Here is a 12344-nt window from a genome sequence, read left to right on the forward strand (position 1 = left end):
AGTATCTTTGATCAAAACTGAAACTAAAATTGTATTAATAAGCCCATTTGAGGTATACAGAACCCCAAGTGAAGCCCCCGCCAAAAGCGGCTAAGATCAGCACGTCGCCTTTCTTCAGCTGGTTTTCCCATTCCCACAAGCACAAAGGGATTGTACCACTGGTTGTGTTCCCGTATTTTTGAATATTGATCATTACTTTTTCGGGACCTAGTCCCATTCTTTCAGCAGTTGCATCGATAATGCGTTTATTTGCTTGGTGAGGAACAAGCCAGTTGACATCTGCAGCGGTGAGTTGATTCCTTTCCATGATCTCAGCGGCAACGTTAGCCATATTGGTAACAGCAAATTTAAATACTGTTTTACCTTCCTGAAAAGCATAATGCAACTTTTGATCGACAGTTTCATGGGTTGCAGGCATTAAAGATCCTCCCGCTTTGATATTGAGGTATTCTTTTCCACTGCCGTCACTTTTCAAAATAGCATCCAAAACTCCCAGTCCTTCTGTATTAGGTTCTAATAAGACAGCCCCACAACCATCTCCAAATATGATGCATGTCGCTCGATCTTCATAATTTATAATCGAAGACATTTTATCTCCACCAACTACTAATACCTTTTGATGTTTTCCGGACTCGATAAATTGGGCACCGGTAGTAAGACCATAAATAAAACCTGAACAGGCTGCTTGAAGATCATAGCCCCAGGCATTAATAGCGCCTATTTTATCGGCTAAAATGTTTGCGGTAGCAGGAAAAGGCATGTCTGGAGTGCTGGTACAGAAAATGATTAGATCAATCTCCTCCGCTGAAACCCCTCGTTTGCGTAAAAGGCCCTCAACAGCCGGTACTGCCATGTCAGAGGTCGCTTGTCCTTCCCCTTTTAAAATGCGCCGTTCCTTAATACCTGTTCGTGTGGTAATCCACTCATCGTTCGTTTCAACCATAGTCTCCAATTCCTGATTTGTTAGTATATAATCAGGAACATATCCGTTAACGGCAGTTATGGCAGCATGAATTTTAGACATTCTCTTATTTATTTAAAAGCAGCTTTTACCTTATCTACGAATTTTGATTCAATCATATCCCGAGATAAAAGGATCATGTTTTTGATTGCTTCCGGATTGGAAATACCATGTCCTATGATCACGGGGGCATTGACCCCTAAGATTGGACTACCCCCATATTGTTCATAATTGAATCGATCAAAAAATGGATCTTTAAAACCTTTTTTTACAGTTAAGCTGTAGAAAGACTCTGCAAGCTTTAATACAACATTTCCTGTAAATCCATCACATACGATAACGTCAATATGATCTTCAAACAAATCTCTGCCCTCAATATTTCCGATAAAATTAAAAGCTTGTGCTTCTTTCATTAAGCTATGGGCAGCGTTGGTAAGCATATTGCCCTTTTCTTCCTCTTCTCCTATGTTTAATAAAGCAACTGCAGGGTTTTCACTGCTGTAGACATGTTGGGCATATAAACTTCCCAATATACCAAATTGCAGTAAATTATCAGGTTTACAATCTGCGTTTGCACCAACATCTAATAAAACGCTGAATCCACTGGTTAAACGTGGCACATTTGTAGCTATGGCTGGTCTGATAACACCTGGTACAGTTTTGACACTGAACATAGAGCCAACTAGCATGGCACCCGTATTACCTGCAGATGCGAAAGAGTCAATGCCTCCTTCTTTTAGCAATTGAAAACCTAAACTAATACTTGCGTTGGGTTTGTGAGTGATTGCCTTTGTTGGATGCTCGCCCATACTAATTGTTTCGGTAGTATGTATAAATTCAAATAATGACGCGTCTATACCTGCCTGTTCAAAAATGGGTAATGCTAGTTCCTTATTGCCAATCAGTACTAATTGCTGATCGTTCGATAATACCTTTGAGGCCTCTATTGCACCTAAAACAGTGGCGTTTGGTGCAAAGTCTCCGCCCATGATATCTAAACCAATCTTCATCCTTGATTATCGTTTGCTGTTCTATTAACTAAAAACATCCCAAAGTACCGCATTTTTTCAGAAATAGCGAACCTTGGGATGTTTTTTTAATATTGAAAAATCAACTTAGGCAATCGAGGTGTTTTCAATGAGTAACTTGCCGTTATAATAAAGATTGCCGTCAACATTGTAAGCACGGTGTGGCAAATGTACTGCACCGGTAGTTTGGCAGGTCGTAAGTGTTGGTAACTCTGCCTTATAATGTGTTCTTCTTTTGTCTCTTCTAGACTTAGAGGTTTTACGTTTTGGATGTGCCATCTCGTCTTTTCTATTTAATTATTGTTTTTTATTTTTTTTAATATTTCCCAGCGGGGATCTGTATCGGTTGATGCATCGTCCTGACTATTTAAACTGTTTAATTTATCAATCATCGACTGATCGCAACTAACATTTATCCCTTGTTCCTCACATCGACTATAATACGGTACGGATAATGTGATATACTCGTAAAATATATTCGCCAAATCAAGTTCGTGTTCGTTCTTTTTAAGAACCATTATTTCATCCGTAAGATCTGAAACACTGTCTTCATCATCAAATTTGATAATGAGTCGCTGCAAAATATCCGACTTACCCCAAAATTGATTGAGACAAACATCGCAGGTCAATTCTATCTTGCCGGTGATATGGATATCTGCAACCATCATTGTCTCTTGCTTATCAAGAACAAGGGAAACTTTTAGCTCACCATTTTTAACCAAGGAATAGTCGAATTCCTCAAAAAAAAGTTTGCTTATCTCAAATTCAAATTCGTGTTTCCCAGGCTTTAAACCCGTAAATGGTATTCGATATTGATCTAAAGTTTTCAAAGCACGACAATTAAGCTCGCAAATTTAGAAATAATAAATTAGAACTGAAAGTTTTTTTGAAAGTAGTGTGTCTACTGGCTTGGATACGATGTAAAGATTTTACCACCCCGTTTTGCTCCTTGCAAGTAAGCGTATCGATGATAAACGATGGATGCTATAAGATTGTTAATCCCTATCCTTCGAGAGTTTTCTTATTTTGAGTGGATTTGCCATCAGTTCTTCCTGTTCTCTTCTTCTCCTGACGATTTTGAGAGCAGTAAAAATAGCTTCTCTAAAGGATGTTTCTGATGCTTTACTCTTTCCCGCGATATCATAGCCCGTTCCATGGTCGGGAGAGGTTCGGATAACAGGTAATCCGGCCGTAAAATTGACGCCGTTGTGAAAAGCAATCTGTTTAAACGGAATAAGGCCCTGATCGTGATACATGGCTAATACACCATCGAAGTTTTTATAATTGTCTCCGGCAAAAAACCCGTCTGCAGCATAGGGCCCAAAAGCAAAAATATCGCGTTCATTGGCTTCTCGTATGGCGGGAAGAATGATTTCAATATCTTCTGTGCCAATAAGTCCGTTGTCGCCAGCATGAGGATTCAACCCTAAAACGGCAATTTTTGGTTTCTGGATCCAAAAATCTGTTCGCAAACTTGCATTCATCAACTCAAGCTTTTTTAGAATGGCTTCTTTTGTAATTGACTTTGCAATTTCGTTGACCGGAATGTGCCCAGTAACCACCCCTATTTTCAATTCGTCACTTACCATAAACATAAGTGCGTCATCTGCTCCTGTTTTTGCTTGTATATATTCGGTATGCCCTGGAAAAGAGAATGCTTCTTGCTGAATGTTGTGTTTATTTATTGGAGCCGTGACTAAAACGTCGATTTGGCCATCTATCAAATCTTGAGTCGCCCGTTCTAAGGATAAGAAAGCATATTTTCCTCCTATTTCATTTGACTCTCCGAGTGTGATTTTGACATCTTCCTGCCAACAATTAATCATATTTGGTCTTTTGTCATGCGCTTGCTCCGGACTATTGATTACATTAAAACTGAAATCGTTGACTCCCATTGTTTTGCGGTGAAAAGAAGCAACTTTGGTGTTTCCATATACAATTGGTGTGAAGAAATCTAATATTCTATTATCCGCAAGAGTTTTTATAATAATCTCTAGGCCGATTCCATTCACGTCTCCAATAGTTATTCCTACCTTCAGTTTGTCGCTCATATTAACTGCTTCTTTTAATAGGCCAAACTTATGTAAAATTGAACTTATATGCAATTCGGATAATGCTGCTTAAAACAATTTAAAACAATTATTAGACAGAACACAGGAACATGGAACTCTTTTATCTGCCCTTTATGCCAAATTGCAGGATAAAACTGTTTATCTAAAAGTACATTTAAGCTAATAAATGTATCTTTGGCGAAAGGTACCATCAAAGATGACAGTAGTTCGCGCAAAGAAACATTTAGGGCAGCATTTTCTCACGGATAAGAATACAGCAAAGCGCATAGTGAACGCTTTGCGACCCGAGAAGGGTTTTGATAAGGTTTTGGAGGTAGGTCCAGGGATGGGGATATTATCAGATTTTCTCCTTGAAGATAAACGATTTGAATCTTGGTTAATTGATTTGGACATAGAATCAGTTGAATTTTTGAAGACTAAGTACCCCTCACTTGATAAAAGATTAATACATGGCGACTTCTTATTATTAGATTTTGCTTCTGTTTTTCCCGGACCGCTAGCGATCATTGGGAATTTCCCTTATAATATATCTTCTCAAATTCTATTTAAAGTGTTAGAGCATAGACATCAGGTTATTGAGTTGGTGGGAATGTTTCAAAAGGAGGTCGCTGAACGCTGCGCGGCGAAGCCGGGGGGTAAGGATTATGGTATCTTAAGTGTGTTTTTGCAAGCTTATTATGATATTGCTTATCTTTTTACCGTGAAGGCGGGGGCGTTTAACCCACCACCAAAAGTTTTATCCGGCGTTATTCGTTTGGAGCGTAATAGCATTGACAGGTTGGCTTGTAACGAAAATCTTTTCCAAAAAATCGTTAAGGCGGGATTTAACCAACGTCGAAAAACATTACGAAATGCCTTAAGCGTAATAGCTGATAAGGCAAGGATGCCCAATCATCCATTTTTAGATTTGCGTGCCGAGAGGCTATCGGTCGACGATTTCATAGAGTTAACGAATGAAATCGAAAAGTCGCTAAAATAAATATTGTAATGGCTCAAAAAGACAATTCTTTTATGTGGAGAGTTTTGGTTGTAGACGATATCCATGGGGTTTTTCTTGATAAATTAAAAAATACAGGGGTGATTTGTGATTATCGTCCTGAGATTACGCGTTTCGAAGCACTTCAAATACTTCCTAACTATGAAGTTTTAATTATTCGATCTAAGTTTAGGATCGATGCGGAGGTTCTCCATGTTGCACAGCGGTTGAAATGCATAGGAAGGGCAGGAGCAGGTATGGACAACATTGATGAGCCTTTAGCGGTAGAGAAAGGTATACAATTATTAAACGCTCCTGAAGGCAACCGGGATGCAGTGGCCGAACATTTGATAGGTATGTTGCTTGCCATGATGAACAATTTAATTCGGGGAAACGTTCAAATCAGAGAGGGGCAGTGGTTGCGTGAAGCTAATCGAGGCTTTGAATTGGCGGGACGGACAGTAGGTTTAATTGGCTACGGCAATAACGGACAGGCGATGGCAAGAAAACTCAATGGATTTGGTGTAAAGGTCATAGCGTACGATAAATATAAAACTGGTTTTTCTGATATATATGTGGAAGAAGTTCGTATGGAACAAATGGTGAAACAGGTAGATGTGTTGAGTTTGCATATTCCATTAACACGAGAAACTCGTAACATGGTGAATGAAGAGTATTTGTCGCAATTCCGTAAGCCGATTTTCTTTCTAAACGGAGCACGAGGTGAAATTGTTGACGTGAATGCTGTGCTTAAAGGGATAGAGAAAGGTAGAATTTTAGGCGCATCGTTTGATGTCTTGCCAATCGAGGGCTTCCCTGCTTTGACACAAAGCGATTGGTACGAGAAATTAAAAATGAACGAGAAGGTGTTGATGAGTCCTCATGTAGCAGGATGGACAGTTGAGTCGTATTATAAAATAGCGGCTATTTTAGCCGATAAAGTAATTGAATTTTTTCATGCGAATGAAACTAAACTCCACATATAGCTTGGATTGAATCGTTTCTGCCTAATAATTTAAGAACGCTGCGATATCCAGAACGACATCGCAGCGTTGCTATAGCTTTCGGTTTCCTATTATTTAAGCAGAAAAAGAAGTCCCGCATCCGCAAGTGCTGGTTGCGTTAGGATTATTAAATGTGAACCCGCGGGCATTCAATCCGTTTTGAAAATCAATTTCCATTCCAGCGAGATATAATCCGTGAGCTTTATTCATGAACACTTTAATTCCTGAGATAAGGTATTCCGTATCGCCCTCTTTTCTTTGATCAAAACCTAAAATATAATTCATGCCGGCACAACCACCGCCTTCGACGCCGACGCGTAAACCGAAGTCATCTGCAATCTCTTGCTGTTCCCGGAGCTTCTTCAATTCCTTTACTGCACCTTCGGTCAAGGTTAAGGGTGCAGCACTTGTTATTACTTCTGTACTCATAATCGTTTCTTTTATTCGCTTTCCTTTTGAAATTTGAATACTTGTTTACAAAGATACAGGAAATCAGTGTTTTTTCGAAGCGCTATGGCTTTATGACCCTTTATTAACAAAGTGATTAAGCTCTTGCAGCATCAGTTTCTTTTGCTTCTCTGGGATCAAAACTGTTTCGTTGCTTCTGTAATCGATACATACACATACAGTTTTTGCCTTGGCATGTGTCGTTAGCTTCCAATTTCGTTTCGAGATCATAAGATACTCCAGTTCGAAACTTTTATTTCCCACTTTTGATGTTCTTATATATACGCGCAGATTATTTTTGAGCGTTAAAGGACTCAAATAATCAACTTCCGCACGCGCGATAATCACGCCGATTGTATTCCAGTTCCATTTAATCTTTTGGTTCCAATAAATAGTACGCGCAATTTCACAATAGGTGAGGTAGTTAGCATTATTGACATGCCTAAAGGCATCAAGATCAACAAAGCGGATCTGAATTGATGTTGAGAACGCAAAATTGGCTAATTGATTTTCTGTCATATTGTCGTTATTTGATGAATTTAAATGACAAAATGTCTTATTGTTTCTGATTTCGCATTATTTGTTTCTGTTGGTATCCAATTTGAACAAAGTTTGTCAAATAAAAAGTAATAATTAGGAGGACAATATAATGAACATTTCAAGATTTATTGATACGAATAACCGTGTTAAAACCTTTGATCCATGGGTAAGTAATTTAATTGACAATCTGTTTAATGATGGATCCGGTCGTAGCTTATCGAAGTTCCCTGCCGTAAACGTTTCTGAGTCAGCGGAGGGTTTTCATGTTGAATTTGCGGTACCTGGATTTAGTAAAGAAGATTTTAAAATTAGTGTAGAAAAGGACGTTTTAGCTGTTAGTGGCGAGCATAAGGCAGAAAGTTTAGATGAAGCGAAGCAATATAGCCGCAAAGAGTTTAGTTATAGCTCTTTTAAACGTTCCTTTACTCTGCCAGAGAGTGTAGATGTGAATAAGATCGAGGCTAATTTCAAAGATGGTGTGCTGACGTTAACTGTAGCAAAGAAAGAAGAAGTGAAACCGGTTGTAAAGGAAATTTCGGTAAAGTAAGTTGATGCGAATAAAATAACAAAAGGCCTATACGGCCTTTTGTTATTTTATTCGCATTTTCGTTCAGAAGGTTTTTAACTCATTTTAAGCTTTTTCTGAATGTCCTGCACGTAAGCTTTAAATTTTTTATCAGTATCTATTAAATCCTCTACCGTTTGGCAGGCGTATATCACGGTGGAATGGTCACGGCCACCGAAGTAAGCCCCAATTGATTTAAGAGAAGTTTTAGTGTGATTCTTGGCAAGATACATAGAAATTTGTCTCGCCTGAACGATTTCTCGTTTTCTGGTTTTTGATTTAACCATCTCTACAGGAACTTCAAAATATTCACAAACTAGTTTCTGTATGTAGTCAATAGAGATTTCTTTATGCGAATTCTTGATGAAATTCTTTAGCATTGACTTGGCTAAATTCAGGTCTATTTCTTTTTTGTTCAATGTCGCTTGCGCTAGTAGCGAAACCATTGCCCCTTCAAGCTCTCGGACGTTGTTGTCAATATTGTTAGCCACATATTCCACTACTTCATAGGGGAGTTCAATACCATCTGCATACATTTTTTTCTTGAGGATGGCCATTCTCGTCTCTAAATCGGGTACTTGCATATCGGCCGAAAGTCCCCACTTGAAACGACTTAACAGCCGCTCTTCTAATCCAGCTAAATCCTTGGGCGCTTTATCCGATGTGAGTATGATCTGTTTGCCTGATTGGTGAAGGTGATTGAAAATATGAAAGAAAATATCTTGAGTTTTATCTTTTCCGGCAAAATTGTGCACGTCATCCATGATAATCACATCCATTGCCTGATAGAAGTTGACAAAATCATTGATCGTGTTGTTTTTTAAGGAATCAACAAATTGTTGACAAAACTTTTCACAGGAGACATAGATGACCAACTTGTCTGGCATATGACGCTTTACTTCATTTCCTATAGCTTGGGCAAGGTGCGTTTTTCCCAAACCGACGCCACCATATATCATGAGTGGATTAAAAGAGGTTCCACCAGGTTTGCTAGCTACCGCAAAACCTGCTGATCGTGCCAGGCGGTTACAGTCGCCTTCGATAAAATTATCAAATGTATAATTTTGGTTAAGTTGTGGGTCGACTTGAAGCTTTTTTAACCCGGGGATAACAAATGGATTCTTTATATCTTTATTGAGTGCAACAGGTACGGGGATAGATTGTTTTTTGCCTTCTGCGCCATTCCCATTAGAGGGCATGTTTGTTGTATAAGGTATGTTTTTATTCGATGACTTTTCTACAACAATGTTATATTCTAGTCGACCATTCTCTCCTAATTGCTTCTTTACCGTTTTTCGCAATAAGCCAACATAGTGTTCCTCCAACCATTCGTAAAAAAATAAACTGGGTACCTGTATGGTTAATACGTTTCCTTCCAAACGCAAAGCCGATATTGGTTCGAACCATGTCTTGAAGCTTTGAGCCGGAATGTTATCTTTGATGATTTCTAGACAGCTATTCCATACACTTGTACTCGTTTTTTCCATACCGTAAATTCTAATATTCTGATTATCAATAATCGAAGGTTAAAATGTTAATAACCTATCGGAGAGTCGAAGTTCACAAAAAAAAACAACTAAAAAAATTAAAATTTAAATAATGTTTTAACTGATTGTTTTATAGTTTATTATATCGTTTATATGCTGTTTATCTATACTTGTTTTTTGGAATGTGAAATTTTTCCACAACCAGATAAAGTGTGGTTTTTTTCACCCATGTTTTTGTGCTTTTTTTTGGTAAAAAATGATAGTTGAATTCCCTTCGGTGAGGGTTCTATGTCTGCCATAAATTTCTCAAATTAATCCTAAAAAAAAAATAAAAATTTAAATTGGCTTTTTCTTTTGTCCCGCTGTTCGATAAGGGAGTTTATGAAGCAGTTTAAAAAATGAGTGACTATTATATATAGGTGATAAGATTGGCTATCAATCGCAGCGGACAATAATCATGCTATTTAAATGTCATTTAACAGAGCTTACTTGTCTAGTACTATAAAAGGTGTTATGAATCTATTCATAGTACCCCTAAATGGAGCTAGATCTTTTTTCGGCGCTGCCTTCCCGCATGGTCTGTAGATCGCGTAAGTACAAATGGTGCATCAAATAACGAAAGGAGTAAAGGATAAGATACGGCAGGTTCTAAGTTATACGATTTATGAATGAATCCATATTCAAAGCTTGCATAGCGGGAGGAAAAAAAACGATTTGATTTCCAGTTTGTTGTAAAAAAAGCTGTGGTCCGGAGCGCGAAACATTTGGGGGAACGGGGGAAATTCATACCTTTGCCATCCCGTTCGGAAGGCGGGCGCTCCGCAAACGAAGGGATGCGGTTGTTTTTTGAGGTACGGAGGTGAACGGCGGGGGAGGAAAAAATATTTTAAAAAAATATTTTGGAGAAAAGAAAAAAGCTGTTACCTTTGCACTCCCAATCGGGAGAGAGGGGACGACGGAACGGGCGCGATGCCCGGGAAGGTGAAAGAAAAAACAGGAAGTACCGGAGGGGTGACCCGATGGATACGGCGGAGGCCGAAGCGTGAGCGGAGGCGTTTAAAGTTCTTTAAGAAATCAGATTCATGTAGCGTAACGGGCGGCCTGTTTTTTGGCGAAAGTCAAAAGGACAGGCCTGAACGGTCCGTCGGCCGGAAGATACAAAAAAGATCGGAAGGCTGCACTGAAAGAAGTGCGAATGCCGAGATCGGAAACTTAACATTATACAATGGAGAGTTTGATCCTGGCTCAGGATGAACGCTAGCGGCAGGCCTAATACATGCAAGTCGAACGGGATCGGGGGCTTCGGTCCCCGTGAGAGTGGCGCACGGGTGCGTAACGCGTGAGCAACCTGCCCGTCCCAGGGGGATAGCCCGGAGAAATCCGGATTAATACCGCATGAGAATGCAGGTCCGCATGGGCCTTCATTTAAATATTCATAGGGGACGGATGGGCTCGCGTGACATTAGCTGGTTGGCGGGGTAACGGCCCACCAAGGCGACGATGTCTAGGGGCTCTGAGAGGAGAAACCCCCACACTGGTACTGAGACACGGACCAGACTCCTACGGGAGGCAGCAGTAAGGAATATTGGTCAATGGGGGGAACCCTGAACCAGCCATGCCGCGTGCAGGAAGACGGCCCTACGGGTTGTAAACTGCTTTTGCACGGGAATAACCCCCGGTATGTATACCGGGCTGAATGTACCGTGAGAATAAGGATCGGCTAACTCCGTGCCAGCAGCCGCGGTAATACGGAGGATCCGAGCGTTATCCGGAATTATTGGGTTTAAAGGGTGCGTAGGCGGCGCGCTAAGTCAGGGGTGAAAGACGGTGGCTCAACCATCGCAGTGCCTTTGATACTGGCGCGCTTGAATGTACCTGAGGTAGGCGGAATGTGGCAAGTAGCGGTGAAATGCATAGATATGCCACAGAACACCGATTGCGAAGGCAGCTTACCAAAGTACGATTGACGCTGAGGCACGAAAGCGTGGGGATCGAACAGGATTAGATACCCTGGTAGTCCACGCCCTAAACGATGAACACTCGATGTCGGCGATAGACAGTCGGCGTCCAAGCGAAAGCGTTAAGTGTTCCACCTGGGGAGTACGCCCGCAAGGGTGAAACTCAAAGGAATTGACGGGGGCCCGCACAAGCGGAGGAGCATGTGGTTTAATTCGATGATACGCGAGGAACCTTACCCGGGCTTGAAAGTTACTGAATTGTCCAGAGATGGGCAAGTCCTTCGGGACAGGAAACTAGGTGCTGCATGGCTGTCGTCAGCTCGTGCCGTGAGGTGTTGGGTTAAGTCCCGCAACGAGCGCAACCCCTATGTTTAGTTGCCAGCACGTAAAGGTGGGGACTCTAAACAGACTGCCTGTGCAAACAGAGAGGAAGGCGGGGACGACGTCAAGTCATCATGGCCCTTACGTCCGGGGCTACACACGTGCTACAATGGGGGGTACAGAGGGCAGCGACACCGCGAGGTGAAGCCAATCTCAGAAAGCCCCTCACAGTTCGGATCGGGGTCTGCAACTCGACCCCGTGAAGTTGGATTCGCTAGTAATCGCGTATCAGCAATGACGCGGTGAATACGTTCCCGGGCCTTGTACACACCGCCCGTCAAGCCATGAAAGCCGGGGGTACCTAAAGCATGTAACCGCAAGGAGCGTGTCAGGGTAAAACCGGTAATTGGGGCTAAGTCGTAACAAGGTAGCCGTACCGGAAGGTGCGGCTGGAATACCTCCTTTCTAGAGGGCCCTCGGGCCGTTCGGTTACGCCATGAAGATTTCTTGAAAAAAGAGAAAGAGAAAAAAGAGGAAAGTGCCACAGTGCCCCTTCGGGGTCACCGGTGCGGAAGCGAAGCAGTCCCGTAGCTCAGTTGGTCAGAGCACTACACTGATAATGTAGGGGTCAGCAGTTCAAATCTGCTCGGGACTACCTGAAAGAGGGAGGCCGTCCGGGAAACCGGAGGCGGGCGGTCCTGTCCACGTAACGGGGGGAATTAGCTCAGCTGGCTAGAGCACCTGCCTTGCACGCAGGGGGTCAACGGTTCGAATCCGTTATTCTCCACGCTTCGGAGCGGTAAGTTATAGGTTGTAGGTTATAAGTGAAGGCCATTGTGCCGGGATACTTAAAACGTAGGACTTACTACTTAAGACTCCGGAAAAGGTTCTTTGACATATCGGAAGAAAAAACACAAGAGAAGACAACAGCAGAGACGTTTCTTTCCTACGGGGAAGGGACATGACACAAAAGCATCCCCGTACG

11 protein-coding genes, 2 tRNA genes and 1 rRNA gene are annotated in these 12344 nt (G+C 41.5%); 6 read left to right on the forward strand and 8 right to left on the reverse strand.

The features are described from left to right. Positions 1–34: 34 nt before the first annotated feature. The 5 genes from M1D52_RS05695 to pdxA all read right to left on the reverse strand — a co-directional run bounded on the left by M1D52_RS05695 (position 35) and on the right by pdxA (position 4040). Positions 35–1024: a beta-ketoacyl-ACP synthase III gene (locus M1D52_RS05695; protein WP_437394382.1), complete on the reverse strand. Its 990-nt coding sequence runs from the start codon at positions 1022–1024 to the stop codon at positions 35–37. Between the two features lie 8 nt (positions 1025–1032). Beyond that, positions 1033–1971 (reverse strand): phosphate acyltransferase PlsX, encoded by a 939-nt coding sequence (plsX, locus tag M1D52_RS05700; protein ID WP_013663338.1) that lies wholly within the window; start codon positions 1969–1971, stop codon positions 1033–1035. Between the two features lie 105 nt (positions 1972–2076). Beyond that, the gene (rpmF, locus tag M1D52_RS05705) at positions 2077–2268 is read right to left on the reverse strand and encodes a 50S ribosomal protein L32 (RefSeq protein WP_013663337.1); all 192 of its coding nucleotides are present in this window, start codon (positions 2266–2268) and stop codon (positions 2077–2079) included. 14 nt (positions 2269–2282) lie between these two features. After that, positions 2283–2819, reverse strand: coding sequence for a YceD family protein (locus M1D52_RS05710; protein ID WP_013663336.1), 537 nt, complete (start codon positions 2817–2819; stop codon positions 2283–2285). A 165-nt stretch (positions 2820–2984) separates the two neighbouring features. After that, the gene (pdxA, locus tag M1D52_RS05715; RefSeq protein ID WP_437394380.1) at positions 2985–4040 is read right to left on the reverse strand and encodes a 4-hydroxythreonine-4-phosphate dehydrogenase PdxA; all 1056 of its coding nucleotides are present in this window, start codon (positions 4038–4040) and stop codon (positions 2985–2987) included. Between the two features lie 217 nt (positions 4041–4257). Between pdxA and rsmA the strand changes: the two genes are divergently transcribed. Together rsmA and M1D52_RS05725 are read left to right on the forward strand one after the other, a co-directional pair. Further along, complete coding sequence (rsmA, locus tag M1D52_RS05720; RefSeq protein WP_041386989.1) at positions 4258–5040, forward strand: 16S rRNA (adenine(1518)-N(6)/adenine(1519)-N(6))-dimethyltransferase RsmA; 783 nt, start codon at positions 4258–4260, stop codon at positions 5038–5040. A gap of 8 nt (positions 5041–5048) precedes the next feature. Then, positions 5049–6023 (forward strand): NAD(P)-dependent oxidoreductase, encoded by a 975-nt coding sequence (locus M1D52_RS05725; RefSeq protein WP_013663333.1) that lies wholly within the window; start codon positions 5049–5051, stop codon positions 6021–6023. 93 nt (positions 6024–6116) lie between these two features. Here the strand turns inward: M1D52_RS05725 and M1D52_RS05730 are convergent, their stop codons facing one another. Together M1D52_RS05730 and M1D52_RS05735 are read right to left on the reverse strand one after the other, a co-directional pair. Continuing rightward, positions 6117–6470: a HesB/IscA family protein gene (locus tag M1D52_RS05730; RefSeq protein ID WP_013663332.1), complete on the reverse strand. Its 354-nt coding sequence runs from the start codon at positions 6468–6470 to the stop codon at positions 6117–6119. Between the two features lie 90 nt (positions 6471–6560). Then, on the reverse strand, positions 6561–7007 hold the full coding sequence (locus M1D52_RS05735; RefSeq protein WP_437394379.1) for an acyl-CoA thioesterase: 447 nt from the start codon (positions 7005–7007) through the stop codon (positions 6561–6563). A gap of 130 nt (positions 7008–7137) precedes the next feature. Between M1D52_RS05735 and M1D52_RS05740 the strand changes: the two genes are divergently transcribed. Beyond that, the gene (locus M1D52_RS05740; RefSeq protein ID WP_013663330.1) at positions 7138–7575 is read left to right on the forward strand and encodes an Hsp20/alpha crystallin family protein; all 438 of its coding nucleotides are present in this window, start codon (positions 7138–7140) and stop codon (positions 7573–7575) included. A gap of 74 nt (positions 7576–7649) precedes the next feature. Here M1D52_RS05740 and dnaA read toward each other — a convergent pair whose 3' ends face one another. Next, positions 7650–9080 (reverse strand): chromosomal replication initiator protein DnaA, encoded by a 1431-nt coding sequence (dnaA, locus tag M1D52_RS05745; protein WP_013663329.1) that lies wholly within the window; start codon positions 9078–9080, stop codon positions 7650–7652. A gap of 1222 nt (positions 9081–10302) precedes the next feature. On the opposite strand from dnaA, the gene M1D52_RS05750 reads away from it, so the two are divergent. The 3 genes from M1D52_RS05750 (at position 10303) to M1D52_RS05760 (ending at position 12146) form a co-directional block, all read left to right on the forward strand. Beyond that, positions 10303–11824: ribosomal RNA gene (locus tag M1D52_RS05750) — 16S ribosomal RNA — on the forward strand. Positions 11825–11940: 116 nt separating this feature from the next. Beyond that, positions 11941–12014: transfer RNA gene (locus tag M1D52_RS05755), tRNA-Ile, on the forward strand. 58 nt (positions 12015–12072) lie between these two features. Next, positions 12073–12146, forward strand: a tRNA-Ala gene (locus tag M1D52_RS05760). Positions 12147–12344 lie beyond the last annotated feature (198 nt).

Source organism: Olivibacter sp. SA151, assembly GCF_054130995.1.